This window comes from Castellaniella caeni NBRC 101664 (genome assembly GCF_001592225.1).
In the GTDB taxonomy this organism is placed as follows: domain Bacteria; phylum Pseudomonadota; class Gammaproteobacteria; order Burkholderiales; family Burkholderiaceae_B; genus Castellaniella; species Castellaniella caeni.
In genome coordinates this window covers 1-26080 of the sequence record NZ_BCWN01000004.1, presented here as the reverse complement: position 1 = coordinate 26080, position 26080 = coordinate 1, and the positions used below count along the sequence as shown (strand labels likewise).

Genomic DNA, 26080 nt, shown 5'->3' with positions numbered 1-26080 from the left:
GCCCTGGCGGGGCTGGGCCGAAAGTGGCGGGCGAAAAAAGCCGACTGAAGCGTTAGGTGATTTTTGGGTAATTCAAGACAATGCATTTGCATTGGAACGATAAGGAAATTGCATTATCATGCAAAGCATCCTCCATCCTTAACCGGAGCGCGCCATGTCAGCCATCTTTGAAGTCGAATCCACCCTGACCGACCGCTATCAGACCACGGTGCCGGAAACCGTGCGTCGCGCTCTTCGCCTCGGCAAGCGCGACAAGATCCATTACATCATCCGCTCCAGCGGCGAAGTTGTGCTGACACGCGCCGATGCCGCCGAAGTTGATGACCCGGTGCTTGGTCAGTTCTTGGGCTTCCTGGCACGTGACATCGCCAGTCACCCGGAGCGCCTGCAGGCCATCGACGCCACCTTCGTGCGTCGTCTCCAATCCTTGACCGGCGACATCGAAGTCGATCTCGATGCCGCCCTGCCAGCAGACGGTGAATGAGCGTGAGCAAGCCCGCGCCTTTGGTCATTCATGGCTGGACGGTTTTCGCTCATCCGCTGTTCCTCGCGCAGATTGAAGCGCTGGCGCGGCAAGTCGAAGCTTTCAAGCAGAAAGATCCGGTCGGGTATGTAAAGAAGAACGCCAGCAAGCGGCTGGCGGCAATCGCCAAGCTGGCTTTTGACGTCATCCCGCAAGACCCGGCACGGCAGGAGTACCGGCAAGGCAACACCTTGGGCGACGAGCATAAGCACTGGTTTCGGGCGAAGTTCTTCCAACAGTACTGGTTGTTCTTCCGCTACCACGCGCCCAGCAAGGTAGTCGTGTTTGCATGGGTCAATGATGAGGACACCAAGCGTGCCTACGAGAGCAGCGGCGACGCCTACCGGATGTTTCGCAAGATGCTGGAAAGCGGCCATCCTCCAGACGACTGGAACCAGTTGCTGGTCGAAGCGCGAGCCGAAGGCCAGCGCCTGCAGCAGTTCGCTGCGGGCATTGCACCGTAACACTTTTCTTGATGGCGAGATTCGACAGCGGCCGTTCGATCTCCCGGTCAGACAGTCTGCTGCCCTCGATACGGGGGGGCAAATGCCCGAATCCGCGCCAGCACTGGCGTTTCGAGCAAAAAAATCCCAACCGATAAGGGTTGGGATTTTGGGTATTGGTAGCAAATCCGAATATGAAGCTACGTCCGCGTTTTGCCGGAAACGTATCCGCAATCGTGGCTTTAAATCGCCGCTTGGGCCCTGCGCCCAGCGCCAGCGGGCTTGTGCTCAGGAGTGGCATCCACACCCAGATGCTCTATCACTACAGGGGGACGGTTTGGGAACTGCGCTACCAGCTCGAGCTTGCCGCCCATGCTTTCAATGTAGTGACGCAGCGTCGAGAGCAGCATGTCACTGCGCTTTTCCAGACGAGAAATGGTGTCCTGACGCACGCCCAAGGTGGCGGCCAGTTGTTCCTGCGTCTGCTGCACGGCCTGGCGCAGGTCTTTGAGGGTGGCGAGCTCCATGGCGCGTGCTTCTACCCGCTGCTGGCGGGCTTTGGGCAGCGCGGCCATAACGTCATCGAGTTTTCTTGCCATGATGGCTCTCCTTGCTCTGCTGGGCCAAGCCGCCCACGTGTTCGTCGTAGCGTTCATCAGCGACCTGAATCAGGCGCTTGTAAAACCTGCGCTGATCCGCACCGCCTTTGTCACCGCCTGCCAGCAAGATGGCTTGCCGCTGCGGGTCGAAGGCAAACGCCACTCGCCAGACCTGACCGCTCCAGGAAAAGCGCAACTCTTTCATGTTGGTGTGGCGCGACCCCTTGAGCGTATCGACCGTGGGTCGACCCAGGTTTGGCCCGAATTCCGCCAACAAATGTGCGTGCGCCAGCAACTCGTCCTGCAGATCTTCTTTCAGGTCGCTGAACTCTGCGTCAAAGGCGTCATGAAAGAGAACGATCCAAGCCATGTGCGTATTATGGATTCAAAGTCATATGGGGTCAAATCCATATTTCGTTCTAGCTCTGGCTGTCCACTGCGGCCTCTGGAATGATGCTGTTTATGGATGCTGAAATCACCGACTCCGCCAAGAGCACCGTATTGCGCCCACTGTGCTGCGCGATGTATGTGCGCGTGCCGGTAGAGGACAAGCAGGATGCACAGATGCCGTCCATCGAGGAGCAAGCGATCGGCGAGCGCACGCGCGGGAAATTGACGGCTACCCGGCCTTTTCTTTGCGGGAGGGGGTTGCCCTCGGCATGTCATCGAGAAGATCGCGAAGCTTGAACTTTGACAGTGGGCGAACATCCACAAAGTCTTCTGCGGTGACTTCAGCCTCTACCGCGGTCGCCCAATCTTCTGCTGCCTGTCTTGTCGTGAAAGTCTTGCTGATGAGCTTCTCGCCCTTTCTGATGACGCGTGCCTGCCACTGGAATTCGCCGCGCTTGCGAATAGATGCCATGTCTTTTCTCCTGTTTGTTGCTGACTCACTGGTTATAGTGAGTTGGACAAAAATTGGACAAAAAGACCGTGATAGCAAAAAAGCCCTTGGCATGTATGTGCCAAGGGCTTTTTTGCTGGATTTTCTTGGTGGAGACAAGGAGGATCGAACTCCCGACCTTCGCATTGCGAACGCGACGCTCTCCCAGCTGAGCTATGTCCCCGAAAGCACAGAATTCTAGCATAGAAATTTGTCTGGTGCGGCGGCCCCAGAAGAAAATGTCGCTGCGCCTGCCGGGCGGTGGGCACGCGGTGCGTGGGGACAGCTTTCCCAGGCGCAACGATATAATGGCGGATTGTTCTTACTCTGGCTAAAGTCACGTCCCATGAGCACAACCATTCTAGAAAACCTGCCGGTCGGGCAGAAGGTCGGCATCGCCTTTTCCGGCGGCCTGGACACCAGCGCTGCCCTGCTGTGGATGAAGAACAAGGGCGCGATCCCGTTTGCCTACACGGCTAACCTGGGCCAGCCCGACGAGCCGGATTACGACGAAATCCCCCGCAAGGCGCTGCGCTATGGCGCCCAAGGCGCCCGCCTGGTCGACTGCCGCGCGCAACTGGTGGCCGAAGGCATTGCCGCGCTGCAGTGCAATGCCTTTCACATCTCCACGGGCGGGGTCACGTATTTCAACACCACCCCTATTGGGCGCGCGGTCACGGGCACCATGCTGGTGTCGGCCATGCGCGAAGACGACGTGCACATCTGGGGTGACGGCAGCACCTTCAAGGGCAACGACATCGAGCGCTTCTACCGCTACGGCCTGCTCACCAACCCCGAGCTGAAAATCTACAAGCCCTGGCTTGACCAGCGCTTCATCGACGAACTGGGCGGTCGCGCCGAGATGTCGCAGTACCTGCAGGAAAACGGCTTCGACTACAAGATGTCGGCTGAAAAGGCCTATTCCACCGATTCCAACATGCTGGGCGCCACGCACGAGGCCAAAGACCTCGAGCACCTGAATTCAGGTATCCGCATCGTCGAGCCCATCATGGGCGTGGCCTTCTGGAAACCCGAGGTCGAGGTCAAGGCCGAAGAAGTCACCGTGCGCTTTGAAGAAGGCCATCCGGTGGCCCTCAACGGGGTGGAATACAGCGACGCGGTCGAACTGATGCTCGAAGCCAACCGCATCGGCGGGCGTCATGGCCTGGGCATGAGCGACCAGATCGAGAACCGCATCATCGAGGCCAAGAGCCGCGGCATCTACGAGGCCCCGGGCATGGCGCTGCTGCACATCGCCTACGAGCGCCTGGTTACCGGCATCCACAACGAAGACACCATCGAGCAATACCGCATCAACGGCCTGCGCCTGGGCCGTCTGCTGTACCAGGGCCGCTGGTTCGACCCGCAGGCCATCATGCTGCGCGAAACCGCCCAGCGTTGGGTGGCGCGCGCCATCACGGGCGAAGTCGCACTCGAATTGCGCCGTGGCAACGATTATTCGCTGCTCAATACGCAGTCGCCCAACCTGACGTATCACCCCGAGCGCCTCACGATGGAAAAGGGCGAGTCGATGTTCTCGCCGCTCGATCGCATCGGCCAGCTGACGATGCGCAACCTCGACATCGTCGATACGCGCGCCAAGCTGTTCACTTATACCCAGGTGGGCCTGCTCACCAAGACGGGGCAGTCCGACATCCCGCAGATCAAGCAGGATTCCAGCACCAAATAAAAGCGCGGCTGGCGGGCCCGCCGCCACAGGCGCGCGGGGGGGCTTCAAGCAAAAGGGCACGGAACCGGTTCCGTGCCCTTTTTGATCTTGCTCAGCGGCCGATGATGGGAGGTTTCGTCTCGACGACGGCGTCGGTCTCGCTGGTCTGCAGGTGGTTGCTTTCGGCAAAGTCGCAGGCAAACTTCCAGGCGAGGGGTTCCAGTTGGCGCAGGCGGTGGTCGATCTGCACGCACGGGAAGCCTTCGATGGTGCGCGGCATGGCGTAAGGAGAGTAGGACAGGTGGCTCTGGGGCGCGCCGGAAGGGCGGAACTGGGACAGGACGCCCGCCAGGCGTTCGGCCCAATCGCTGGGGCGGAACTTCTGGCCTTCCAGGGTTTTGCCATGGATGATCAAGTACTGGACTGGGTGGCTCATGTGGCTTCCAAAGACGGGGCACGCCCGTGTGGTACAGCCGCGCATCATCCCCTACGCCGCGCATTGTATCCGATCAGCGTTTTGCGCGTGCCGCGAGCACACGGTAATATGATCCCTTTACTTAGGGTTTGCCATGTCTTCAGCCACTTCTCCCGGGCCATTGCGGCATTTCTTGCAGTTGCGCGATTTCTCTGAAGACGAAATCCATTATGTGATCGATCGGGCGCGCCTCATCAAAGACAAGTTCAAGCGCTACCTGCCGCATCACACCCTGCACGACCGCAATCTGGCCATGGTGTTTGAAAAGGCCAGCACGCGTACGCGGGTGTCGTTCGAGGCGGGCATGTACCAGCTGGGCGGCTCGGTCATCTATCTCACCACCGAAGGCTCGCAATTGGGCCGTTCCGAGCCCATCGAAGACACGGCGCGCGTCATTTCGCGCATGGTCGATCTGGTGATGATCCGCACCTTCGAACAAACCCGCATCGAGCGTTTTGCCGCGCATTCGCGGGTGCCGGTCATCAATGGCCTCACCAACGAATACCACCCCTGCCAGATCCTGGCCGACATCCTCACCTTCGTCGAGCATCGGGGGGCCATCCGCGGCAAGACGGTAGCCTGGATCGGCGACGCCAACAACATGTCCTACACCTGGCTGCAGGCCGCCGAGATGCTGGGCTTCACCCTGCACGTGTCAGGGCCCGCGGGTTATCGCCTCGACCCTCTGCGGGTGGGGCAGCAGCCCGACAACGTGCTCAAAGAATTCGACGATCCTCTCGAAGCCTGCAAAGGCGCGCACCTGGTCACGACCGACGTCTGGACCAGCATGGGCTACGAATCCGAAAACGAGGCACGCCGCCTGGCCTTCGCCGACTGGTGCGTCGATGCGCGCATGATGGCGGCAGCACAGCCCGACGCGCTCTTCATGCACTGCCTGCCAGCCCACCGGGGCGAGGAAGTCACGGGCGAGGTCATCGACGGGCCGCAAAGCGTGGTCTGGGACGAAGCCGAAAACCGCCTGCACGTGCAAAAGGCGCTGATGGAATTCCTGCTGCTGGGGCGCCAGGGTGTGTAGTGGGTGAGGCCAAGAAGCGGCAGCTTCTTGGTCGTTGGCCTGCCGGGCGGCCTTTCAGCTGCCTTGCAGCAGGCAATAAAAAAGGGTGTCTTGCAGACACCCTTTTTGCAGTTCAAGCCGCGTTTCGGAAGATCAGGCCAGCGCCTTGATTGCGGCCGACAGGCGGCTTTTATGGCGGGCGGCTTTGTTCTTGTGGATGATTTGCTTGTCAGCGACGCGATCGATCACGCTGCTGGCTTTGCGGAAGACGTCGTTGGCGGCAGCCTGGTCGCCGGCTTCGATGGCTTGGCGCACGCGCTTGATGGCGGTACGCAGCATCGAACGCATGCTGGCATTGTGCTTGTTTTGGGCAACGGCCTGGCGGGCGCGTTTACGGGCTTGTGCGGAATTAGCCATAGAGTGTTATCTGATTTCGTGAAGTGAAACGGCGGCTTGAGCTGCCAAGAAAGACAGTAAGTGTATCCTACGGTCGCCGACGTGTAAAGTCTCTTGGGCGAAAACCGAATAAAAACAAGGTGCTGAAGTAGACCAGCACCGTGGCCAGCAATACGCCCAGCAGCCAGAACGCGCGCTGTCCCGGGTGCTGGCCCAGGGCGAGCCAGTCCAGGTGCTGGTCGGCCCACAGCAGCACGACGGCGACGGCGGCCAGGGCGGGCAGCAGCTTCAGCAAAAAGCGCGTCCAGCCCGCCTGGGGCTGGTACAGGCCGCGCTTGCGCAGCAGCACCACCAGGCTGCAGGCATTGGCCGTTGCGCCCAGCCCGATGGAGAGCGCCAGCCCGGCATGCGCCAGCCAAGGCACCAGCACCACGTTCATCAACTGGGTGAAGACCAGCACGGCGATGGCGATCTTGACCGGGGTGCGGATGTCCTGCTTGGCGTAAAAGCCGGGGGCCAGGATCTTGATCGCCAGCAGCCCGAGCAGGCCCACGGCATAGGCCATGGCCGCGAGTCGCGTCTGGGCCACGTCGTGGGCCGAGAATGCTCCATAGTTGAACAGCGTGGCCACCAGGCCGTCGGACAGCAGCGCCATGCCCAGGGCGGCGGGCAGGCCCAGCAGCAGCACCAGGCGCAGCCCCCAGTCGAGCAAGGCGTTGTAGCCTGCGTGATCGTTGCGCGCGTGGGCCGCCGACAGGCTGGGCAGCAGCACCGTGCCCAGGGCGACCCCCAGCAGCGCGGTGGGAAACTCCATCAGGCGGTCGGCAAACGAGAGCCAGGTGACGCTGCCGGGCGCCAGCCACGTGGCGATGTTGGTATTGATGAGCAGCGACAGCTGCGCTACCGACACGCCCAGCGTGGCGGGCAGCATCTGGCGCAGGATGCGGTGCACCGTGGGGTCGCGCCAGGCGGCCCGCAGCCCGTCGCCGTAGCGCGGCAGCAGGCCCAGGCGCCCCAGGGCCACCCATTGCACGGCCAGCTGCAAGGTGCCGCCCACCAGCACGCCGATTGCCAGGGCGTGGATGGGCTCTTGCAACCGGTGGGCCAGCAGCAGGCTGGCCGCGATCATGGAGAGGTTGAGCAGCACGGGCGTGAAGGCCGGCACGGCAAAGCGGCTGAAGGTGTTCAGCACCCCCGACGCAAAGGCCACCAGGGACATGCAGATGATGTAGGGAAACATCAGCCGCGTCATCCAGATGGCTTCGCCGAACTCGTGCGCGCGCGAGGCTTCGCGCATGCCGCTGGCCATGGCGGTGACCACCCAGGCCGCCCCTAGCGTGCCCAGCGCCGTGACGGCGCACAGCGAGACGAACAGCATCAGCGCGACGCGGTCGAGCAGGCGACGCAGCGCCGTGTGATCACCGCGCTGGCGCACTTCGCCCAGGATGGGGACGAATGCTTGCGAGAAGGCGCCTTCGGCAAACAGCCGCCGCAGCAGGTTGGGAATGCGAAAGGCTACCCAGAAGGCGTCGGTCAGGGCCCCGGCGCCGAACACGCTGGCGATGAGCACATCGCGCAGCATGCCGGTGATGCGGGAGAACAAAGTAAGGCCGCTGATGGTAGCGGCCGATTTCAGCAGACTCACGACGGATTCACGCGGCCTTACTTGGGCGCCATGCGGATGGCGCCATCGAGACGGATGGTTTCACCGTTGAGCATGTCGTTGTCGAGAATGCTGATCGCGAGCTTGGCGTAGTCTTCGGGGCGCCCCAGGCGCGAAGGAAAGGGCACGCTGGCGGCCAGCGAATCCTGGACTTCTTGAGGCATGCCAAAGAGCATGGGCGTGCCGAAGATGCCCGGCGCGATGGTCATGCAGCGGATGCCCAGCTTGGAGAGGTCGCGCGCGATGGCCAGCGTCATGCCCACGATGCCGGCCTTGGAGGCCGCGTAGGCGGATTGCCCGATCTGGCCGTCGTAGGCGGCGACGGATGCCGTGTTGATGATGACGCCGCGTTCGCCGGTGGCTTGGGGGTCGTTGCTGGTCATGGCCTGCGCCGCCAGGCGGGCCATGTTGAAGGACCCCACCAGGTTGATGTCGATGACTTTGCGAAAAAGTGCCAGGTTGTGCGGTCCGGACTTGCCCACGATACGCGCCGCCGGGGCGATGCCCGCGCAGTTGATGAGCGCGCGCAGCGGCCCCAGCCGAGTGGCCGCATCGACGGCGGCCTGCGCGTCGGCTTCGGCGGTGACGTCGCAGTGCACGTAGGTCTGGCCTAGTTCGGTGGCCAGGGCCTGGCCGGCTTCGTCCTGCACGTCGGCCAGCACGACTTTGGCGCCCTGGGCGGCCAGGGCACGCGCGGTGCCCGCGCCCAGGCCCGAGGCGCCGCCGGTGACGAGGATGACTTGATGACGGATGTCCATGGTGGGCCTCTCTCAGGCAGCCTGGTGGGTGCGCAGGATGTTGAGAATGCGCTCGCGGATTTCTTCGACCGAGCCGACGCCGGAGATCTTGGCGTAGTGTGGCGCCTTGGCGTCGCCGGTGGCGGCCCATTGCGAGTAGTAATCGACCAGCGGGCGGGTTTGCTCGCGGTAGACCGACAGGCGATGGCGCACGGTGTCTTCGTGATCGTCGGCGCGCTGGATGAGGGGTTCGCCGGTTTCGTCGTCCAGGCCTTCGCGTTTGGGCGGATTGAACTTCACGTGGTAGGTGCGCCCGCTGGCGACGTGTACGCGCCGCCCGCTCATGCGTTCGATGATGTTGTCTTCGGGGACGCTGATCTCGATGACGTAGTCGAGCGGAACCTGCGCGTCTTTCAGGGCGTCGGCCTGGGGAATGGTGCGCGGAAAGCCGTCGAACAGGTAGCCCGCCTGGCAGTCGGCTTGCGTGAGCCGGTCGCGCACCAGGCCGATAATGATGTCGTCGGACACCAGCCCGCCTTCATCCATGATCTTCTTGGCCGCGATCCCCAGGGGAGTCTGCGCCTTGACTGCGGCGCGCAACATGTCGCCGGTCGAGATCTGCGGGATGCCGAATGCCTCGGTGATGTACGCGGCCTGGGTTCCTTTGCCTGCGCCCGGGGGGCCTAGCAGAATCAAGCGCATGATTTTCCTCCGAAAGTTCTTTTGAAATTTTTCCGATTATGCCGCAAGGCGGCCATGGGGGCGAGAGGCTCGGCTCATGGGGCCGACTCGCCCGGGAACAGGGCTCGCACGCGCGCCAGGTCTTCCGCCGTATCGACGCCGCGGGCGGGCAGGCTGGCCGCCCGGTGCACCACGATGGTGTGGCCGTGCTCGAGCGCGCGCAGCTGTTCGAGCGACTCGACTTGTTCGAGCTGGCCCGTGGGCAGTGCGGGAAAGCGCCGCAGAAAGGCCGCGCGGTAGGCGTACAGACCGATGTGGTGCCAGGCGGGCAGGCCGGGGGCCAGGCGCTGCCGGCCATCGGCCAGGGCGTCGCGCGCCCAGGGAATGGGCGCGCGCGAGAAGTACAGGGCGCGCCCCCGCTGGTCGCAGACGACCTTGACGGCGCTGGGGGTGAACAGCGTCTCGGCGTCGCCGATGGGCGCCGCGCAGGTGGCGATGGCCGCGTCGGGCCGGTCGCGCAGCAGCGCGGCCACGGCGTCGATGAGCGCTGGGTCGATCAGTGGTTCGTCGCCTTGCACGTTGACGACGATGGCGTCGTCGTCCAGGCCCAGGCGCTGGGCGACTTCCGCGAGGCGATCCGTGCCAGTGGGGTGGTCGGCGCGCGTCAGCAGCGCTTCGATGCCGTGACGGGCGGCCGCCTGGATGATGTCGTCATGATCGGTGGCAATGAGCACCCGGCTGGCGGATGACTGGGCCGCCTGGCGTGCCGTGCGCACCACCATGGGCAGGCCGCCGATGTCCAGCAGAGGCTTGCCGGGCAGGCGCGTAGAGGCCGCTCGGGCCGGAATGACGACCGTGAAGCTCATGCGGTGTGGTCGCTGCCGACCGTGTCGAGTGCGCGTGCTTCGCCCGGCAGCATGATGGGCACACCGTCGCGGATGGGGAAGGCCAGGCGGTCGGCGGGGCAGATGAGCTCGTGGTGCTCGCGATCGTGGCGCAAGGGGCCTTTGCACACGGGGCACACGAGGATCTGCAGCAAACGGGTATCCATGGAATCTGGTGTCGGGGTGAATGGCAAAGCAAACAGTTTAATGCCTGTTTCCCTGCTTGTGCGGGCGTGTTTCAGCAATTCTGCTTATATCGTTCTCCAGCGCGGTGAACCAATGCGGGTCGGAAAATTGCGCGCTGGGGTAGACCACCCAGAGACGCGGGTCGATCGGTGCCGTGTATTTGATCCCGTCCTTGGCCGTGATGAGGATGGGGCCGGGGGGTAGTCGCCGCAACGCGGCGGTGCCGGGCGCCTGGTGGTCGGGAGCACTGAGCGTGGCTGCCAGTCTCAGCCCTGCCTGGCGGAGCATGCCGAAAAAGCGCTCGGGCTGGCCGATGCCGGCCGCCGCGCTGCAGGGGCTCTGGCCGTGTTCGGCGAACCACTGCGCCCAGGTGCGGGATTGGTCGCTGGCCAGGTGCACCAGCCGTTCAGGCGCCAGGCGCAGCGTCAGGCAGCGGGCGGGGTCGGTCAACGTGGCCTGGGCCGGGAGGGGCTCGCCGGGTGCCAGGTGGGTGATGAGCCAGTGGGCCTGGCGCAGCCGGGTGGCCGGTTCGCGCAGCGGGCCCGCGGGCAGCAGCCGCCCGTTGCCCGTGCCGCGCGCGTCTTGCACGATGATTTCCACATCGCGCGCCAGGGCCCTGTGCTGCAGGCCGTCATCGGCAATGAGCACGTCGGTTTCGGGGTGCGCCGCCAGTAGCGCCTGGGCGGCCTGCGCGCGGCGTGGGTGCACCGCCACCGGCACGCCGGTGGCGGCGTGCAGCAGGGCTGGTTCGTCGCCCAGATAGGCGCCGCTGGTGTCCGTGTCGCTCAACCGTGCCGTGGTGCCTGCGGCGATGCCGTAGCCCCGGCTGAGGACGCCCGGATGCCAGCCCTGGGCGCGCAGGTGCTGGCAGATAGCTGCCGTGACCGGCGTTTTGCCGGTGCCGCCCACCAGGATGTTGCCGACGACGACGACCGGGACGGGAGCCTGCCAGGCGTGCCGTGCCTGACGGCGCAGGCGTCGGGCCGACAGGCAGCCGTAGAGCCAGGCAAAGGGCGTGAGCAGGGCGCTGGCCAGGCCCCGGGTGCGCCAGACTGCCTGCAGCCAGTCTTCGCCGCGGCGGCGCAGCGAGGGGCGGGCCGCCTGGCTCATGGCTGGAACTGCGTGAGGAAGTGGATTTGACCGATGCCGGCCACGCGTGCGGCTTCGAGGGCCTGCACCACCGTGGCGTGCGGCGTGCGGCCGTCGGCGTCGATGTTCAGGGCCGCGCCGGGCTGCGCCGCCGCGGCTGCGCGCAGCGCCTGAGCGAGCGACTGGCCGTTGCCCTGCTCGATATAGTGGCCGTCCAGCGCGAACTGGCCGTCCTGACTGATGGCGAGCGTGAGCGCGGGGCGCGCGTCCAGCGCTTCGGCCTGGGCTTGCGGCAAGGCCACCTGCAGCTGCCGGGTGCGGGTGAACGAGGTGGAGGCCGCCAGGAAGATGAGGATGACCAGCAGGACGTCGATCAGCGGGATGAGGTTGACCTCGGGCTCGTCGTCGTGGTGGCGGTGGTCGAAGTTCATGCGGCGCCGCGGCGGCTGATCAGTCGGCTCAGGGCGCTGGCCTCGCGTTCCATGGTGTGCAGGAAGTATTCGACGCGGGCGCGGAAGTAACGGTGGAAGATGAGCGCCGGGATGGCGATGAGGATGCCAAAGCCGGTGTTGTAGAGGGCCACCGAGATGCCGTGGGCCAGCTGGGCGGGGTTGCCGCCCGAGGGGTCGTAGGCCCCGAAGATGTCGATCATGCCCACGACGGTGCCAAACAGCCCCAGCAGCGGGGCGACCACCGAGATGGTTGCCAGCCCGGCCAGATAGCGGTTGAGCCGCCAGGAGACGTCGCGCCCGACGGCTTCGATGGCGGCTTCGCGCGCGGCGTCGTCCAGCTGGCGCTGGGTGGCGACTTCGGCCAGAATGCGTCCCATGGCGCTGCCGCGGGCCAGGCGCAGAATCGCCTCGGGCTCGTCTTGCTGGCGGCGTACGAGTTCGAGCGCCTGCTCGGGCAGGCCCTTGGGCATGACTTGGCTGGCGCGCAAGGCCACCAGGCGCTCTATGATGATGGCCAGCGTGATGACGGAAGTGGCGATCAGCAGCCAGATGGGCCAGCCGGCGGCGTGAATGATGTCCTGCAAGATCGAGTCCTTGGTGGGCGTGTGGCGGCGAGGCCGGTGTCAGCCGCCCATTTTATCCCGTGCCTTCGTTCGCGTGTGCGAGAGGCGGGTGGCGCCGGGCGCCAGGCTTCAGGGGCGACAGACGGGCTGTCTGCCAAAGAGTTCGCCAAGTATCCACAGATTCTGTGGATAATTCTGTGTACAAAGCTCGCCAAGCGCTGGTTTTACGCCTTCTGGCGGTTCATTGGACATTTTTTGCACGTTGGCGATATACAATGGAAATTGTCAATTATCAATGACTTACGACGCTTTCTTCATGTGATGTTGCATAAGGTTGCTGTGAGCGCCCGAAAATGCGTCGGTTTGACAAAAGCAAATTCTCTGTGGATAGGTTTTCATGAATTTTCCTGATCAGGAGGCCGCGGGACGTGGCCAGGCGGCGGAAGACCCCGTACTGAGCGTGTCGGCGCTCAACCGCCAGGTAGCCCGCCTGCTCGAGGCCGGCATGCCGCGCGTCTGGGTGGCGGGCGAGGTGTCCAACTTCACCCGCGCCGCTTCCGGACACTGGTATTTTTCCATCAAGGACGAGTCGGCGGTCGTGCGCGCGGTGATGTTTCGCGGACGCGCCCAGAGTGTGGGCTTCGTGCCCGAGGTCGGCGGGCGCTACGAGTTTCGCGTGCAGGTCACCCTCTACGAGCCGCGCGGCGACTACCAGGTGCAGGTCGAAGCCGTGCGTCGGGCGGGGCGCGGCGACCTGCACGAGGCGTTTTTGCGGCTGAAAGACCAGCTCACGCGCGAAGGCCTCATCGACCCGCAGCGCCGCCGCGCGATCCCCGCCATGCCCCGCGTCGTGGGCGTGGTCACGTCCTTGGCCGCCGCGGCGTTGCGCGACGTGCTGTCGGTCATGGCCCGGCGCGCGCCCCACGTGCGCGTGATCCTCTACCCGTCGCCGGTGCAGGGGCGCGAAGCGGCGGCTCAGCTGTGCGCGGCGCTTGAGCAGGCCGCCGCGCGCGCCGAAGTAGACGTCCTGCTGCTGGTGCGCGGGGGCGGCAGCCTCGAAGACCTGTGGTGCTTCAACGACGAGCGCCTGGCCCGCTGCGTGGCGGCCAGCCCGGTGCCGGTCATCAGTGGCGTGGGCCACGAGACGGACTTCACCATCGCCGATTTCGTGGCCGACTTGCGCGCGCCCACGCCGACGGCGGCGGCCGAATTGTGCTGCGACAGTCGTGAGCAGATGCTGGATCGCGTGCAAGGGGCTGGGCAGCAGCTGGCGCGCGCGCAGCGCCGCCGCCTGGAACACGCCGCCTTGCGGCTGGATCGCGCGGCGGCGCAGCTGCTGTCGCCCGCGCAGCGCGTGCAGCTGCACCGCCAGCGCCTGCGACATGCCATCGAACGCTTCCTGCCGCCCGTGCAGCAGCGGCTGCTGGCGGGCCGTCAGCGTGTGCAGCACAGCATCGAGCGCCTGCCGCCGCTTGCGCGGCAGCAGCTGCAGCGGCGCGCCCTGGCGCTACAGACGGTGGGCCAGCGCCTGCAGGCCGGGATGGGGCGCACGCTCGAACGCCGTCAGCGCCGCCTGGCGGTTGCCGACGGCACGCTGCAGGCGCTCGATCCGCGCGCGGTGCTGGGCCGCGGCTACGCCATCGTCCATGCCGCCAACGGGAGCATCGTCAAAAATGCGTTAGACTTAAACGTTGATGAACGCATCGATATCGAGTTCGGCCAGGGTCGGGCTCAGGCCAACGTCACTCGCACCGATGCGCTGCTTTAGGCCCGCGACCCCTCCGGTTCATTCAAACGTTTTATAAAAGGAAATGTCATGGCTTTCACTCTGCCGCAGCTTCCGTACGCGCTGGACGCGCTTGCTCCCCACATCTCCAAGGAAACCCTCGAGTTTCACTACGGCAAGCACCACCAGGGCTACGTCACGAACCTGAACAAGGCCATCGAAGGCACCGAGCTTGCTTCCCTCAGCCTCGAAGACATCATTCGCAAGTCCACGGGCGGCGTGTTCAACAATGCGGCGCAGGTCTGGAACCACACCTTCTACTGGAACAGCCTGTCGCCCAACGGCGGTGGCGAACCCAGCGGCGCGCTGCGCAGCGCCATCGAAGCCAAGTGGGGCAGCGTCGATGCCTTCAAGGATGCCTTCTCCAAGTCGGCCGCGGGCAACTTCGGCTCCGGCTGGACGTGGCTCGTCAAGAAGGCCGATGGTTCGCTCGACATCGTCAACACCAGCAATGCCGGCACCGTGGTCAACACGCCGGACACGGCCCTGCTCACCTGTGACGTCTGGGAACACGCCTACTACATCGATTACCGCAACGCGCGTGCCACCTACCTGCAGCACTACTGGAATCTCGTCAACTGGGATTTCGCCGCCAAGAACCTGGGCTGATCGGTAAAGCCTCGCCGGGCAAGGGCAGTTTCGGCTGCCTTTGCCCGTTTTTTATCGCAGGCCGGGCAGGCCCTTGATTTTTGTGCCGATGGCGCTGCCGGTTTGCGCGAACCAGCCCTGGTTCATTTCCAGGGCCGCGGTGACGGGGGTGGGCGGGCAGTGCGGGTCGAGCGCGCCGGGCCGCATGTCCTGGATCGAGATGATGTGCCCCTGGGCGTCGATGAAGGCGATGGACAGCGGGATGAGCGTGTTCTTCATCCAGAAGCAGTAGATGTCGGGTGCGCCCAGCATGAACAGCATGCCTTGGTCGGCCGCCAGCGCCTTGCGGTGCATCAGCCCTTCTTTGAGCGTCTGCGGTGTGTCGGCGAGTTCGGCCCGAACGGTGTGCTGCCCGACGCGCAGCTGCACGGTGGGCAGCGCCGGGCCCGCCAGGGCGGCGCAGCCCAGCAGGGCTGTCGCCAGGCCGACCAGCAGCGGGACGCGGCGTCGTTGGCGAAGCGGGCGGGCGGCCCGCTGTGGGCCGCAGGCGGAAATGGGGGTAGAAATATCACTGGAGTGCATCATAAAAACAGGGCCCTTGTAGGGCCCTGCATCGCGGTAAAATGAGGTGCGGATGCCGCTGAGGTGTCAGGCGGCGGTAATATTCAAGGCTTGCTTGCCTTTCGGACCCTGCGCGATATCGAAAGCGACCTTCTGACCCTCTTTCAGGGTTTTGAAGCCGTTCATCTGGATGGACGAGAAGTGGGCAAAAAGGTCTTCGCCCCCATTATCGGGGGTAATGAAGCCAAAACCCTTGGCATCATTGAACCATTTAACCGTGCCGGTCAGTTTTTGTGATTCTCCGGTGTTTTCGATGGATTCCGACATGCAAACTGCCTCTGTGTGTATGGAGTTTAACGGCGCCGGCCAGCTTTATCGTGTGTTGGCCCGCCGGACACAAGGATCATGCTGAATTCTGCGCCGTTCAGTCAACTATGGAAACCACTAGGTTTTGCTCACCATGCCACCCGTGATCGAGAACCAGCATGAACTGGCCCACGCCCCCGTGCCGGTGCGGCTGGCGCCACCGCCCATGTATCAGGTCGTTTTGCTCAACGACGACTACACGCCCATGGACTTCGTCGTGCACGTCTTGCAGCAGGTATTCCACAAGGGCGGGGAAGAGGCCGAGCGCATCATGCTGCAGGTGCATCACAAAGGGCGCGGCGTCTGTGGCATCTATACCCGGGACGTCGCCGCCACCCGGGTGGACGCCGTGATGCGCCTGGCACATGCCGATCAGCACCCGCTGCAGTGTCTGATGGAGCCCATTCCTCCGTCATCCTGAGGCGGCCCGTCCTCGCCGCCCGGCTCTGGCAGCACACTAGGGACTCTCCCAAGCCTCATCAGGCAAACGTCCGGCGGTTTTAGTCATAGAATAGACCCAACGGATTGCTTGATCCGCTCCGAAGAAGGAGGAAGCGTGATTTCCGAAGAACTTGAAGTCAGCCTGCACATGGCGTTTGTCGAGGCCCGCGCGGCCCGTCATGAATTCATCACCGTGGAGCACCTGCTGCTGTCTCTGCTGGATAATGCTTCAGCCGTCGAAGTCCTGCGTGCCTGCGCGGCCGATGTCGAATTGCTGCGCCAAGATCTACGCAAGTTCATCGCTGAGAACACGCCCGTGTTCCCCGGCGATGGCGAGGTCGATACCCAGCCCACGCTGGGGTTCCAGCGGGTCATCCAGCGGGCCATCATGCACGTGTCGTCCAACGGCTCCAACAAGATGGCGGTCACGGGGGCCAACGTGCTCGTGGCCATGTATGGCGAGAAAGACTCGCACGCCGTGTATTTTCTGGTGCAGCAGGGGGTCTCCCGGCTGGATGTCGTCAACTACCTGTCGCACGGCATCACCAAGACCTCCGAGGAATCCGCCGCGCCGGAAAGCGCCCGGGCCGAACCCCCGGCAGCCGACCCCAAGTCCGAGCAGCAGAAGTCGCCGCTCGAAATGTACGCCACCGACCTCAACGCCGAGGCCCTGAAAGGCCACATCGATCCCCTCATCGGGCGCGAGGACGAGGTCGAGCGCGTCATCCAGGTGCTGTGCCGCCGTCGCAAGAACAACCCGCTGCTGGTGGGCGAGGCCGGGGTGGGCAAGACCGCCATCGCCGAAGGCCTGGCCTGGCGCATCACGCAGGGCGACGTCCCCGAGATCCTCAACGAAACCCAGGTCTATGCGCTCGACATGGGCGCCTTGCTGGCCGGCACCAAGTACCGGGGCGACTTCGAACAGCGCCTCAAGCTGGTGCTCAAGTCGCTCAAGGACAACCGTCACGCGGTGCTGTTCATCGACGAAATCCACACCCTCATCGGGGCCGGGTCGGCCTCGGGCGGCACGCTGGATGCCTCCAACCTGCTCAAGCCCGCCTTGTCGTCGGGCAACCTGAAGTGCATCGGCGCCACTACCTACACCGAATACCGCGGCATCTTTGAAAAAGACCACGCGCTCGCGCGCCGCTTCCAAAAGATCGACGTGCCCGAACCCTCGGTCGAAGAAACCATTCACATTCTGCGCGGGCTCAAGGCGCGCTTCGAGGCCCACCACCAGGTGCGCTACTCGGGCGCGGCCATCACGGCCGCCGCCGAACTCGCGGCGCGCCACATCAGCGACCGCTTCCTGCCCGACAAGGCCATCGACGTCATCGACGAGGCCGGAGCCGCCCAGCGCCTGCTGCCCAAGTCGCGGCAAAAGAAGCTCATCGGACGGGCCGAGATCCAGGCGACCGTGGCGCGCATTGCCCGCATTCCGCCGCAAAACGTCTCGTCCGACGACCGCAACAAGCTCGCCACGCTCGAGCGCGACCTCAAGGCGGTGGTGTTCGGCCAGGATCAGGCCATTTCGGCCCTGGCCGCCTCCATCAAGATGGCCCGCTCGGGGCTGGGGCGGCCCGACAAGCCCATCGGCTGCTTCCTGTTCTCCGGCCCCACGGGCGTGGGCAAGACCGAAGTTGCGCGCCAGCTGGCCTTCGTGCTGGGCATCGAACTCTTGCGCTTCGACATGTCCGAATACATGGAACGCCATACCGTGTCGCGCCTCATCGGCGCGCCGCCGGGCTACGTCGGTTTCGACCAGGGGGGGCTGCTCACCGAGGCCGTCACCAAGCAGCCGCACTGCGTGCTGCTGCTCGACGAAATCGAAAAAGCCCATCCCGACGTCTACAACATCCTGTTGCAGGTCATGGATCACGGCACGCTCACCGACAACAATGGCCGCAAGACCGATTTCCGCAACGTCATCCTGGTCATGACCACCAACGCGGGTGCCGACACGCTCAACCGCAACACCATTGGTTTCGCGGCACCCGAACGCACGGGCGACGAAATGGCCGAAATCAAGCGCCAGTTCACGCCCGAGTTCCGCAACCGGCTCGACGCCATCATCGGCTTTGCGCCGCTGCCGCGCGACATCATCCTGCGCGTGGTCGACAAGTTCCTCATGCAGCTCGAAGACCAGTTGCACGAGAAGCACGTCGAGGTCATGTTCACCACCGCGCTGCGCGAGCACCTGGCGCATGCCGGCTTCGACCCCACCATGGGCGCGCGTCCCATGCAGCGCCTCATCCAGGACACGATCCGCCGCGCACTGGCCGACGAGCTGCTGTTCGGGCGTCTGGCCCACGGGGGGCGGGTGCAGGTCGATCTCGATGCGCAGGGACAGGTCGTGCTCAATTTTCCGGATGATCCCGTGGGCAAGGGGGCGGTGCCTTCACCGTCTCACCCCGAGCCCGAACTCGTGGATTGATGGCGCCTTTAATCGCCTGCCCGCATTGCGATACCTTGCATCAGCGGCTGGATCCCGGTTCCCGGGGTCTGGCCGCGTGCCGTTGCTGCGGTACGGTGCTCTATCGTCGTGGCTGGTTCTCCTTGCGCCAGTGGGTGGCCTTCGGCTGGGCGACGCTCATCGTCTTCGCGGTGGCGCAGGGCTTTCCCATCGCGCAGCTGTCGGTGCAGGGGCTGGACGTCAGCCTGACCTTCTGGAGCGCCCTGCGCCTGTGCTGGGATCGCGGCTATTACGGCGTCTCGGTCATGACCGGCCTGGTCGGCTTCTGGTTTCCACTCGTCCAGATCGCGCTCACCGTGTGGGTCATGCAGGCGCTGGCCGCCCGGCGCCTGCCGCCTGATCTGGCGCGCATCCTGCGGCTGCTGCAGCGGCTGACGCCGTGGTCGATGGCGCCCGTGCTGGTGCTGGCCCTGCTGGTGGCCATCGTCAAGGTGGCGGGTATGGCGCAGCTGCAGGCAGGCCCTGGGCTCGTCGGTTTTTTCGTGCTCAGCTTCATGATGTCGGGCCTGGGGCGCTGGGATGCCCATGCCCTGTGGCGCGAGGCCGAAGATGCCGGCATGGCGTCGATCTCGGGGGCGCATGGCCGCGGGGCGGTGTGCGCGGCCTGCGGCTGTGTGCAGGCGCAACCGGCCTCGGGGCATTGCCTGCGCTGCGGGGCCGCGATGCGTCACCGGCGCCATGGCCACGACCTCGAAGTCTGGGCCCTGGTGCTGGCCGCCGTGATTTTCTACATTCCGGCCAATACGCTGCCGGTGATGCGTGTACAAACCCTGCTGGGCTCGAGCAGCCATACTATTTTGGGTGGCGTGGTCGAGCTGTGGCAGATGGGCTCCTGGGATCTCGCCGTGATCGTCTTCGTCGCCAGCGTGCTGGTGCCGGTGACCAAGCTGCTGGCCCTGTCCTTTCTGTTGCTGCGCAAGCACGTCGATGATTCCCGGACGCAACAGCAGCGTACGCGGCTGTTCACGGTGGTCGAGTTCATCGGCCAGTGGTCCATGCTGGACGTGTTCGTGGTGGTGCTGATGACGGCCATGGCCAATTTTCCGGGCCTGTCGCGCATCGACGTCGGGCCCGCCGCGCTGAACTTCGGGGCGGTGGTGGTGCTCACCATGTGGGCCGCCATGCGGTATGATCCGCGTCGAGGCTGGGATCGGCTGCGCCTGGCCCGGCAAGCAGAGGATTCCCATGCCCGTTGACGACCCATCCAGCACTCCAGCGCCCACGTCGGCTGCGGACGACGCGGTGCCTGCGCCCGTCATCCGGCCCGGGCGTTCCATCCGCTGGTCGTGGGTATGGCTGGTGCCACTGCTCGCCCTGGCGGTGGCGCTCTCTCTGCTGGCTTCCGTGTGGGTGCGTACCGGGCCCGTCATCACCATCAGCTTCCAGTCGGCGGCCGGCGTCGAGGCCGGGCAGACCAAGCTGCGTTACCGGGACGTGGTGGTCGGCGAAGTGAAAAACGTGCGCGTCGCCAAGGATCGCGAGCACGTCCTGGTGGACGTGCAGCTGCAGCGCCAGGGGGCGTCGTACATCACCCAGCAGGGCGCCAAGTTCTGGATCGTGCGCCCTCAGGTCAGCCTGGCGGGCGTCTCGGGCCTCGATACGCTGCTGTCAGGGGTCTATCTCAGCGTCGATGCGCCGATCACCGCGCCCAAGGGCGGCGCCGTGTACGCCTTCGAGGGGCTGGCCAATCCGCCCGAGGTGCTGAGCGGCCAGGTGGGCACGCGCTTTCGTCTGACGGCCAAGTCGCTGGGTTCTTTGGGGGTCGGGTCGCGCGTCTATTACCGGCGCATCGAAGTAGGCCGCGTTGTCAGCTATAGCATGTCGCCCGATGGGCGCGAGGTTGATCTGCAGATTTTCGTCCAGGCGCCATATGACCGCTACGTCACGCCGGACACCCGCTTCTGGAACGACAGCGGCGTGGACATGTCGCTCTCGGCCGACGGCGTGCAGCTGCGCACCAGCGGGCTGGCCGCCATCCTGAACGGCGGGGTCACGTTCGCGCAGGCTGACGAATCCACTTCGTTCGACGGCGTGCTCGATACCTCGCCTGCCGCGCCCAACAGCAGTTACGCCCTGTTCGACACGCGCGAGCAGGCGCTGGCCGACCCGGATGGCGACCCGGTGGACATCGAACTGCGCTTCGATCAGTCGGTGCGAGGTTTGCGCGTGGGTGCCGAGGTCGATTTCCGTGGCATGGCCATTGGCAAGGTGATCGACATCGATCTCGAATTCGACCCGGCGATCAAGCGGTTCTACTCGCGGATACGGGCCCAGGTCTTTCCCATGCGCTTCAGCCAGGCCTATCGCGAGCTGGTCACGTCCGTCAACGGGGCGCAGGGCGAGGCGCTGCTCGGGCCGCTCATCCGGCGCGGCCTGCGCGGCCAGCTGCGCACGGCCAGTCTGCTCACCGGCCAGCAGTATGTGGCCCTCGACTTCTTCCCTGAACAAGAACGGGCCAAGATTCAGATTCCGGGGGCGACGGCGCCCGCGACCGGCTATCTGGTGCCTACCGTGCCGGGCGACTTCGACCAGCTGCAGCGCCAGTTGAGCAACATCGTCACCAAGCTCGACCGCCTGCCGCTCGACGATATGGGGCGCGAGCTCCAAGGCAGCCTCGCCAGCCTGCACCGGCTGCTCAGGCGCACCGATACGCAGCTGGCGCCGGAAGCAGGCAAGACCCTGAGCGCAGCCCGCCAGGCGCTTGACCGGGTAGGTGCCGTGCTGGGGCCCGATGCGCCGGTGCTGAGCGGGGTGCAGGATACTCTGCGGGCGCTGGATGGCGCGGCGCGGGCCTTGCGCCTGCTGACCGATGCGCTGCAGGCGCATCCCGATACGTTGTTGCGCGGGCGGCCCGCCGACCGCTTGCAATGAGGCTCTTGATGGACGGATCTTTCATGCGACGAGCGATGCTGCTGTGTGGGGCGCTGGGCCTGCTGGCCGGATGCACCACGACGCCCAGCCGTTATTACAGCCTGTCGGAGGCCGCGTTTGACGCGGGCGGCGCGCAGGTCGCGCCCGCGCTGTTGGCGGCGGAGCACGTGCAGTTGCGGGTCGTGCGGATCCCCGCCGAGACCGAGCGCCCGCAACTGCTGGTGCGGGTGCCCGCCCAGGCGCCCGCCGTGGAGGTGCTGAACGATTCTTTGTGGGCCAGCCCGTTGGCTGACGAAATCCAGGCGGCCCTGGCGGCGCGGCTGGCGGCGGCTGGGTCGCCCGCCGACGCGCCGCGCGCAGCGGCGGCGTCTGGTCGGCCTGGCCAGCCAGTGCGGCGCGTGGACGTGCGCGTGACGCGCTTTGACCTCGTCTGGGGGCTGGGCGCGGGTCTCGATGCGTCGTGGACGGATCGCCTGACAGGCGCACCGCGAACCCGCGTCTGTCAGGCGCGGCTGCGCGTGCCTGCCGCCCAGGAAAGCGTGGCTGCGCTGGTGGAGGCCCAGCGCCAGGCGGTGCGGGCGCTGGGACGGGTAATGGCCGCGAGCGATACCCTGGATACGGCTGGTTTACCGCCTGCCCCCGAGCTGCGGCAGTATGGTTGCACCTTAATGTAATTTCGGGTTAACCATAATGGCAGCAAAAGGTACAACCTCGTAGTATGCTCGGAGCGGGCGTCCGATCCGGTTTTTGCCGACGGGCGCCAATGTGCGTTGTCATCGTGGCAGCGCGTGCACTTCTCCGAGAGCCCGATCATGGCGACTGTTACCCTGGGTGTAAAGGTCGATGAGACCCTACGCGAACGTCTGCGCGCGCAGGCAGAAAAACTGGGGTGTACGCCCCATTGGCTGCACAAGCAGGCCTTGTTGAGCTACATCGAAGCCATCGAGCGCGGGCAGCTGCCCGCCGAGATCGACCATCGCGCCGACGCGCCCGAACCCGACGCGCCGCCCGAACCCGAGCTGCAGACGCCTTTCTACGAGTTTGCCCAAGAGGTGCAACCACAGTCGGTGCTGCGCGCCGCCGTCACGGCGGCCTATCGCCGTCCGGAGCCCGAGTGCGTGGCCATGCTGGTCGATCAGGCCGAGTCCAGCCAGCCGGCCGAAGTCGAGACCCTGGCTCGCCGCCTGGTACAAACCTTGCGCGACAAGCGCAAGGGGGGCGGGGTCGAAGGCCTGATTCAGGAATTTTCCCTTTCCAGCCAAGAAGGCGTGGCCCTGATGTGCCTGGCCGAGGCCTTGCTGCGCATCCCCGATCAGGCGACGCGCGATGCCCTCATCCGCGACAAGGTCAGCCGCGGCGACTGGCGCGCCCACGTGGGCGAGTCGCGCTCGCTGTTCGTCAATGCCGCCACCTGGGGCCTGCTGGTCACCGGCAAGCTGGTCAGCGTGAACAGCGAACAGAACCTCTCCCAGGCGCTCACGCGCCTGATCGCCAAAGGGGGCGAGCCGCTCATCCGCCGTGGCGTCAACATGGCCATGCGCCTCATGGGCGAGCAATTCGTCACGGGGCAGACCATTTCCTCGGCGCTGGCCAACAGCCGCAAATTCGAGGAAATCGGCTTCCGCTATTCCTACGACATGCTGGGCGAGGCGGCAACCACCGCGGAAGACGCCGCCGACTACTATCGCTCGTACGAGCAGGCCATCCATGCCATCGGCAAGGCTTCGCAGGGTCGGGGCATCTACGAAGGCCCGGGCATCTCCATCAAGCTGTCGGCGCTGCACCCGCGCTATGCCCGGGCGCAGCGCGACCGCGTCATGGGCGAACTGCTGCCGCGCATGATCGAACTTTCTGTGCTGGCGCGCAGCTACGACATCGGCCTGAACATCGATGCCGAAGAGGCCGACCGGCTCGAGCTGTCGCTCGATCTGCTCGAAGCCTTGTGTTTTGAAGAACGCCTGCGTGGCTGGAACGGCATCGGTTTCGTCATTCAGGCCTACCAGAAGCGTGCGCCCTTCGTCATCGATTTCGTCATCGATCTCGCGCGGCGCAGCAAGCACCGCCTGATGGTGCGCCTGGTGAAAGGCGCCTATTGGGATGCCGAAATCAAGCGCGCACAGGTCGATGGCCTGGAGGGCTATCCGGTGTACACCCGCAAGGTACACACCGACCTGTCCTACCTGGCCTGCGCGCGCAAACTGCTGTCGGCGCCCGAGGCGGTGTTTCCGCAGTTTGCCACGCACAATGCACAGACGCTGTCTTCCATCTATTATCTGGCGGGCGAAAACTACTACCCCGGCCAATACGAGTTCCAGTGCTTGCACGGCATGGGCGAGCCGCTGTACGAAGAGGTGGTCGGCCCGTTGTCCAAGGGGCATCTCAACCGTCCCTGCCGCGTCTATGCGCCGGTGGGCACGCACGAGACCTTGCTTGCCTACTTGGTGCGCCGCCTGCTCGAAAACGGCGCCAACACGTCGTTCGTCAACCAGATCGGCGACAAGAACGTCCCCATCGACACTCTGATCGAAGACCCGGTGCACAAGGCACGGGCCATCCAGCCCCTGGGGGCGCCGCACGATCGCATTCCGCTGCCGCGCGACCTTTACCAGGCGCGCGACAACCGTGCCAATTCGGCGGGGCTCGACCTCAGCAACGAACATCGCCTGGGTTCGCTGGCCGCGGCCCTGCTGGGCAGTGCCGAGCAGCAGTGGCGCGCCGCGCCACCGGGCGACTGGCTGGCCGAGCGGGCGCAGCCGGTGCTCAACCCGGCGGATCACCGCGACGTGGTGGGCGAGGTCATCGAGGCCGACGAGGCGGCCGTGCGGCAGGCCTTGAAACGCGCCGAATACGCGGCGCCCATCTGGCAGGCCACGCCGGTGGCCGAGCGCGCCCAGTGCCTGCGCCATGCGGCGCAGCTGCTCGAAGACGAGATGCAGATGTCGATCGGGCTCATTGTGCGCGAGGCGGGCAAGTCGTTTCCCAACGCCATCTCCGAGGTGCGCGAGGCGGTCGATTTCCTGCGCTACTATGCGGCGCGCATCGAAAGCGAATTTTCCAACGACAGCCACCGCCCGCTGGGGCCTGTGCTGTGCATCAGCCCCTGGAACTTCCCGCTGGCGATCTTCACCGGGCAAGTCAGCGCGGCACTGGCCGCGGGCAACGTGGTGCTGGCCAAACCCGCCGAGCAGACCAATCTCATTGCGGCCTACGGGGTGTCCGTGCTGCATCGCGCGGGCGTGCCCGCCGATGCGGTGCAGCTCTTGCCGGGCCGGGGCGAAACCGTCGGCGCGGCGCTGGTGGCCAGCCCGATCGTGCATGGCGTGATGTTCACGGGCTCCACCGAGGTCGCCAAGCTCATTGCCGCCACCTTGGCCGAACGTCTGGATGGGGCTGGCCATCCGGTGCCTCTCATTGCCGAAACGGGCGGGCAAAATGCGCTCATCGTGGATTCTTCCGCGCTGACCGAACAGGTCGTCTATGACGTGCTCAGCTCAGCCTTCGATTCCGCGGGCCAGCGCTGTTCGGCCCTGCGCGTGTTGTGCGTGCAGGAAGACTGCGCCGACCGCACTTTGACGATGCTGCGCGGCGCCATGGACGAACTGCGGGTGGGGCGCCCCGAGCTGCTGTCCACCGACATCGGGCCGGTGATCGACGCCGAAGCGCAGGCCATGATCGAGCGCCACGTCCAGGGCATGCAGGCCGCCGGGCACGCCGTCAGTCGGCGCGCACTGGATGCCGAGCAGGTGCAGTTCGGCACGTTCGTGGCGCCCACGCTCATCGAGATCTCGGATGTCGCCGAGCTCGAGCGCGAGGTCTTCGGGCCGGTGCTGCACGTGCTGCGCTATCAGCGCGAAAACCTGGACGCGGTGATCGACGCGGTCAATGAGCGCGGCTATGGCCTGACGTTTGGCGTGCACACGCGCCTGGACGAGACGGTGCACCACGTCACCGAGCGTGTCCACGCGGGCAATATCTACGTCAACCGCAACATCGTCGGCGCCACGGTGGGGGTGCAGCCTTTTGGTGGCGAAGGCTTGTCGGGCACAGGCCCCAAGGCCGGCGGCCCGCTGTACCTGCATCGCCTGTTGGCGGCGTCGGCCAGTACCTTGCCGGTCAAGGGGGTGGTGGGCAAGGACGCACCAACGATCGAGCTGCCGGGCCCCACGGGCGAGAGCAATCAATACCGCCTCAAGCCGCGTGGCGCGGTGCTGTGCCGGGCAGTCAGCGCGGCGGGCGCACAGGCGCAGTGGCAGGCCTGCCAGCAGACGGGCAATGCGATGCTGTGGGTGGATCATCCCGAGGTGCGGGCCTTCCACCGGCAGCAGGGCACGGAAGCCTCGCTGTCGTGGCTGGCGCCGGAAGCTGTCGATGCCGCCGATTTCCAGGTGGTGCTGTTCGAGGGGGATGGCGACGATCTGCTGACGCTCAACCGCGCCGTGGCGGCACGTCCAGGGCCGGTGGTGCCGGTGCTGGCGCGCCGCTCGCACGAGCTGTCGAGCGGGGTGGGCTATCCGCTGGAGATGCTGGTGCGCGAGGTGTCGGTATGCATCAATACGGCTGCCGCGGGTGGTAATGCGACGTTGATGATGGTGGGATAAAACAGGACACGGGAGAGCCCCTGCGGGCTCTTCCGTGCCTGTTTTATCGGAGCGGCCTGCGGGCCGCGACGTGGGGGTGGGCTGATGCCAAGGCTGTTCTTTCCGTTTTGGCCGACGCAGGCGTACCGAGGCTGCTGGTTT

The 26080-nt window shown here is 65.3% G+C and carries 27 protein-coding genes and 1 tRNA gene; 12 read left to right on the top strand and 16 right to left on the bottom strand.

Annotated features, from left to right (window positions below; all coding sequences use genetic code 11):
* The first annotated feature begins 154 nt into the window (after positions 1-154).
* A complete protein-coding gene (locus CCA01S_RS03505) occupies positions 155-484 on the top strand; it encodes a type II toxin-antitoxin system PrlF family antitoxin (protein ID WP_066454170.1) in 330 nt (109 codons plus the stop codon).
* Positions 481-987: a type II toxin-antitoxin system YhaV family toxin gene (locus tag CCA01S_RS03500; protein WP_066454167.1), complete on the top strand. Its 507-nt coding sequence runs from the start codon at positions 481-483 to the stop codon at positions 985-987. The genes CCA01S_RS03505 and CCA01S_RS03500 overlap by 4 nt, the downstream gene beginning before the upstream one ends.
* A 221-nt stretch (positions 988-1208) precedes the next feature.
* Here CCA01S_RS03500 and CCA01S_RS03495 read toward each other — a convergent pair whose 3' ends face one another.
* The 4 genes from CCA01S_RS03495 to CCA01S_RS03480 form a co-directional block, all read right to left on the bottom strand.
* Positions 1209-1565: an XRE family transcriptional regulator gene (locus CCA01S_RS03495; RefSeq protein ID WP_066454159.1), complete on the bottom strand. Its 357-nt coding sequence runs from the start codon at positions 1563-1565 to the stop codon at positions 1209-1211.
* A complete protein-coding gene (locus tag CCA01S_RS03490; protein ID WP_066454157.1) occupies positions 1546-1935 on the bottom strand; it encodes a type II toxin-antitoxin system RelE/ParE family toxin in 390 nt (129 codons plus the stop codon). The genes CCA01S_RS03495 and CCA01S_RS03490 overlap by 20 nt, the downstream gene beginning before the upstream one ends.
* Positions 1936-2184: 249 nt before the next feature.
* Positions 2185-2427 (bottom strand): hypothetical protein, encoded by a 243-nt coding sequence (locus CCA01S_RS03485; RefSeq protein ID WP_066454155.1) that lies wholly within the window; start codon positions 2425-2427, stop codon positions 2185-2187.
* Between the two features lie 126 nt (positions 2428-2553).
* A tRNA-Ala gene (locus CCA01S_RS03480) sits at positions 2554-2629 on the bottom strand.
* Positions 2630-2791: 162 nt separating this feature from the next.
* Here CCA01S_RS03480 and argG point away from each other — a divergent pair.
* Positions 2792-4135, top strand: coding sequence for an argininosuccinate synthase (gene argG, locus CCA01S_RS03475; RefSeq protein WP_066454153.1), 1344 nt, complete (start codon positions 2792-2794; stop codon positions 4133-4135).
* Between the two features lie 91 nt (positions 4136-4226).
* Here the strand turns inward: argG and CCA01S_RS03470 are convergent, their stop codons facing one another.
* Complete coding sequence (locus tag CCA01S_RS03470; RefSeq protein ID WP_066454145.1) at positions 4227-4550, bottom strand: DUF3579 domain-containing protein; 324 nt, start codon at positions 4548-4550, stop codon at positions 4227-4229.
* Positions 4551-4683: 133 nt separating this feature from the next.
* Between CCA01S_RS03470 and argF the strand changes: the two genes are divergently transcribed.
* Complete coding sequence (gene argF / locus CCA01S_RS03465; protein ID WP_066454143.1) at positions 4684-5625, top strand: ornithine carbamoyltransferase; 942 nt, start codon at positions 4684-4686, stop codon at positions 5623-5625.
* Positions 5626-5757: 132 nt separating this feature from the next.
* Here the strand turns inward: argF and rpsT are convergent, their stop codons facing one another.
* The 9 genes from rpsT to CCA01S_RS03420 form a co-directional block, all read right to left on the bottom strand.
* Positions 5758-6021, bottom strand: a complete 264-nt coding sequence (gene rpsT / locus CCA01S_RS03460; protein WP_066454141.1) for a 30S ribosomal protein S20 — start codon at positions 6019-6021, stop codon at positions 5758-5760.
* Positions 6022-6088: 67 nt separating this feature from the next.
* A complete protein-coding gene (murJ, locus tag CCA01S_RS03455; RefSeq protein WP_066454138.1) occupies positions 6089-7645 on the bottom strand; it encodes a murein biosynthesis integral membrane protein MurJ in 1557 nt (518 codons plus the stop codon).
* Between the two features lie 17 nt (positions 7646-7662).
* Positions 7663-8421 carry a 3-hydroxyacyl-CoA dehydrogenase gene (locus CCA01S_RS03450; RefSeq protein ID WP_066454136.1) on the bottom strand — a complete coding sequence of 253 codons (759 nt, stop codon included), beginning with the start codon at positions 8419-8421 and terminating at the stop codon, positions 7663-7665.
* 12 nt (positions 8422-8433) lie between these two features.
* A complete protein-coding gene (gene adk / locus CCA01S_RS03445; RefSeq protein WP_066454133.1) occupies positions 8434-9102 on the bottom strand; it encodes an adenylate kinase in 669 nt (222 codons plus the stop codon).
* Positions 9103-9176: 74 nt separating this feature from the next.
* The gene (gene kdsB, locus CCA01S_RS03440; protein ID WP_066454130.1) at positions 9177-9947 is read right to left on the bottom strand and encodes a 3-deoxy-manno-octulosonate cytidylyltransferase; all 771 of its coding nucleotides are present in this window, start codon (positions 9945-9947) and stop codon (positions 9177-9179) included.
* A complete protein-coding gene (locus tag CCA01S_RS03435) occupies positions 9944-10132 on the bottom strand; it encodes a Trm112 family protein (RefSeq protein WP_066454127.1) in 189 nt (62 codons plus the stop codon). Before CCA01S_RS03435 ends, kdsB begins: the two co-directional genes overlap by 4 nt.
* Positions 10133-10169: 37 nt before the next feature.
* Positions 10170-11261 carry a tetraacyldisaccharide 4'-kinase gene (lpxK, locus tag CCA01S_RS03430; RefSeq protein WP_084386436.1) on the bottom strand — a complete coding sequence of 364 codons (1092 nt, stop codon included), beginning with the start codon at positions 11259-11261 and terminating at the stop codon, positions 10170-10172.
* Positions 11258-11671 (bottom strand): ExbD/TolR family protein, encoded by a 414-nt coding sequence (locus CCA01S_RS03425; RefSeq protein WP_066454124.1) that lies wholly within the window; start codon positions 11669-11671, stop codon positions 11258-11260. Before CCA01S_RS03425 ends, lpxK begins: the two co-directional genes overlap by 4 nt.
* Positions 11668-12276 carry a MotA/TolQ/ExbB proton channel family protein gene (locus tag CCA01S_RS03420; protein WP_066454122.1) on the bottom strand — a complete coding sequence of 203 codons (609 nt, stop codon included), beginning with the start codon at positions 12274-12276 and terminating at the stop codon, positions 11668-11670. The genes CCA01S_RS03425 and CCA01S_RS03420 overlap by 4 nt, the downstream gene beginning before the upstream one ends.
* Positions 12277-12652: 376 nt before the next feature.
* On the opposite strand from CCA01S_RS03420, the gene xseA reads away from it, so the two are divergent.
* Positions 12653-14023: an exodeoxyribonuclease VII large subunit gene (gene xseA / locus CCA01S_RS03415; RefSeq protein WP_066454120.1), complete on the top strand. Its 1371-nt coding sequence runs from the start codon at positions 12653-12655 to the stop codon at positions 14021-14023.
* Between the two features lie 48 nt (positions 14024-14071).
* Positions 14072-14650 carry a superoxide dismutase [Fe] gene (gene sodB, locus CCA01S_RS03410; RefSeq protein WP_066454119.1) on the top strand — a complete coding sequence of 193 codons (579 nt, stop codon included), beginning with the start codon at positions 14072-14074 and terminating at the stop codon, positions 14648-14650.
* 51 nt (positions 14651-14701) lie between these two features.
* Here sodB and CCA01S_RS03405 read toward each other — a convergent pair whose 3' ends face one another.
* Together CCA01S_RS03405 and CCA01S_RS03400 are read right to left on the bottom strand one after the other, a co-directional pair.
* Positions 14702-15214: a DUF192 domain-containing protein gene (locus CCA01S_RS03405; protein ID WP_232304962.1), complete on the bottom strand. Its 513-nt coding sequence runs from the start codon at positions 15212-15214 to the stop codon at positions 14702-14704.
* Positions 15215-15277: 63 nt separating this feature from the next.
* Positions 15278-15517: a cold-shock protein gene (locus CCA01S_RS03400; RefSeq protein WP_066454117.1), complete on the bottom strand. Its 240-nt coding sequence runs from the start codon at positions 15515-15517 to the stop codon at positions 15278-15280.
* A 133-nt stretch (positions 15518-15650) separates the two neighbouring features.
* Between CCA01S_RS03400 and clpS the strand changes: the two genes are divergently transcribed.
* The 6 genes from clpS (at position 15651) to putA (ending at position 25939) form a co-directional block, all read left to right on the top strand.
* The gene (gene clpS / locus CCA01S_RS03395) at positions 15651-15977 is read left to right on the top strand and encodes an ATP-dependent Clp protease adapter ClpS (protein ID WP_066454569.1); all 327 of its coding nucleotides are present in this window, start codon (positions 15651-15653) and stop codon (positions 15975-15977) included.
* A gap of 135 nt (positions 15978-16112) precedes the next feature.
* Positions 16113-18431 (top strand): ATP-dependent Clp protease ATP-binding subunit ClpA, encoded by a 2319-nt coding sequence (gene clpA, locus CCA01S_RS03390; protein WP_066454115.1) that lies wholly within the window; start codon positions 16113-16115, stop codon positions 18429-18431.
* Between the two features lie 95 nt (positions 18432-18526).
* The gene (locus CCA01S_RS03385; RefSeq protein WP_232304961.1) at positions 18527-19666 is read left to right on the top strand and encodes a paraquat-inducible protein A; all 1140 of its coding nucleotides are present in this window, start codon (positions 18527-18529) and stop codon (positions 19664-19666) included.
* Positions 19656-21341, top strand: a complete 1686-nt coding sequence (locus tag CCA01S_RS03380; protein ID WP_066454109.1) for a PqiB family protein — start codon at positions 19656-19658, stop codon at positions 21339-21341. Before CCA01S_RS03385 ends, CCA01S_RS03380 begins: the two co-directional genes overlap by 11 nt.
* A 23-nt stretch (positions 21342-21364) precedes the next feature.
* On the top strand, positions 21365-22015 hold the full coding sequence (locus CCA01S_RS03375) for an ABC-type transport auxiliary lipoprotein family protein (RefSeq protein ID WP_180984218.1): 651 nt from the start codon (positions 21365-21367) through the stop codon (positions 22013-22015).
* Between the two features lie 138 nt (positions 22016-22153).
* Positions 22154-25939, top strand: a complete 3786-nt coding sequence (gene putA, locus CCA01S_RS03370) for a trifunctional transcriptional regulator/proline dehydrogenase/L-glutamate gamma-semialdehyde dehydrogenase (protein WP_066454105.1) — start codon at positions 22154-22156, stop codon at positions 25937-25939.
* Positions 25940-26080 lie beyond the last annotated feature (141 nt).

What these genes read in the sequence shown, in the direction of transcription:
- CCA01S_RS03450 (WP_066454136.1), bottom strand. Translation starts at nt 8,421, where the DNA reads ATGGACATCCGTCATCAAGTCATCCTCGTCACCGGCGGCGCCTCGGGC.
- putA (WP_066454105.1), top strand. Translation starts at nt 22,154, where the DNA reads ATGGCGACTGTTACCCTGGGTGTAAAGGTCGATGAGACCCTACGCGAA.
- CCA01S_RS03485 (WP_066454155.1), bottom strand. Translation starts at nt 2,427, where the DNA reads ATGGCATCTATTCGCAAGCGCGGCGAATTCCAGTGGCAGGCACGCGTC.
- CCA01S_RS03505 (WP_066454170.1), top strand. Translation starts at nt 155, where the DNA reads ATGTCAGCCATCTTTGAAGTCGAATCCACCCTGACCGACCGCTATCAG.
- adk (WP_066454133.1), bottom strand. Translation starts at nt 9,102, where the DNA reads ATGCGCTTGATTCTGCTAGGCCCCCCGGGCGCAGGCAAAGGAACCCAG.
- clpS (WP_066454569.1), top strand. Translation starts at nt 15,651, where the DNA reads ATGCCACCCGTGATCGAGAACCAGCATGAACTGGCCCACGCCCCCGTG.
- CCA01S_RS03495 (WP_066454159.1), bottom strand. Translation starts at nt 1,565, where the DNA reads ATGGCAAGAAAACTCGATGACGTTATGGCCGCGCTGCCCAAAGCCCGC.
- CCA01S_RS03380 (WP_066454109.1), top strand. Translation starts at nt 19,656, where the DNA reads ATGCCCGTTGACGACCCATCCAGCACTCCAGCGCCCACGTCGGCTGCG.
- CCA01S_RS03400 (WP_066454117.1), bottom strand. Translation starts at nt 15,517, where the DNA reads ATGTCGGAATCCATCGAAAACACCGGAGAATCACAAAAACTGACCGGC.
- CCA01S_RS03490 (WP_066454157.1), bottom strand. Translation starts at nt 1,935, where the DNA reads ATGGCTTGGATCGTTCTCTTTCATGACGCCTTTGACGCAGAGTTCAGC.
- CCA01S_RS03375 (WP_180984218.1), top strand. Translation starts at nt 21,365, where the DNA reads ATGCGACGAGCGATGCTGCTGTGTGGGGCGCTGGGCCTGCTGGCCGGA.
- CCA01S_RS03425 (WP_066454124.1), bottom strand. Translation starts at nt 11,671, where the DNA reads ATGAACTTCGACCACCGCCACCACGACGACGAGCCCGAGGTCAACCTC.
- sodB (WP_066454119.1), top strand. Translation starts at nt 14,072, where the DNA reads ATGGCTTTCACTCTGCCGCAGCTTCCGTACGCGCTGGACGCGCTTGCT.
- rpsT (WP_066454141.1), bottom strand. Translation starts at nt 6,021, where the DNA reads ATGGCTAATTCCGCACAAGCCCGTAAACGCGCCCGCCAGGCCGTTGCC.
- argG (WP_066454153.1), top strand. Translation starts at nt 2,792, where the DNA reads ATGAGCACAACCATTCTAGAAAACCTGCCGGTCGGGCAGAAGGTCGGC.
- CCA01S_RS03470 (WP_066454145.1), bottom strand. Translation starts at nt 4,550, where the DNA reads ATGAGCCACCCAGTCCAGTACTTGATCATCCATGGCAAAACCCTGGAA.
- kdsB (WP_066454130.1), bottom strand. Translation starts at nt 9,947, where the DNA reads ATGAGCTTCACGGTCGTCATTCCGGCCCGAGCGGCCTCTACGCGCCTG.
- CCA01S_RS03405 (WP_232304962.1), bottom strand. Translation starts at nt 15,214, where the DNA reads ATGATGCACTCCAGTGATATTTCTACCCCCATTTCCGCCTGCGGCCCA.
- xseA (WP_066454120.1), top strand. Translation starts at nt 12,653, where the DNA reads ATGAATTTTCCTGATCAGGAGGCCGCGGGACGTGGCCAGGCGGCGGAA.
- lpxK (WP_084386436.1), bottom strand. Translation starts at nt 11,261, where the DNA reads ATGAGCCAGGCGGCCCGCCCCTCGCTGCGCCGCCGCGGCGAAGACTGG.
- argF (WP_066454143.1), top strand. Translation starts at nt 4,684, where the DNA reads ATGTCTTCAGCCACTTCTCCCGGGCCATTGCGGCATTTCTTGCAGTTG.
- CCA01S_RS03500 (WP_066454167.1), top strand. Translation starts at nt 481, where the DNA reads ATGAGCGTGAGCAAGCCCGCGCCTTTGGTCATTCATGGCTGGACGGTT.
- CCA01S_RS03435 (WP_066454127.1), bottom strand. Translation starts at nt 10,132, where the DNA reads ATGGATACCCGTTTGCTGCAGATCCTCGTGTGCCCCGTGTGCAAAGGC.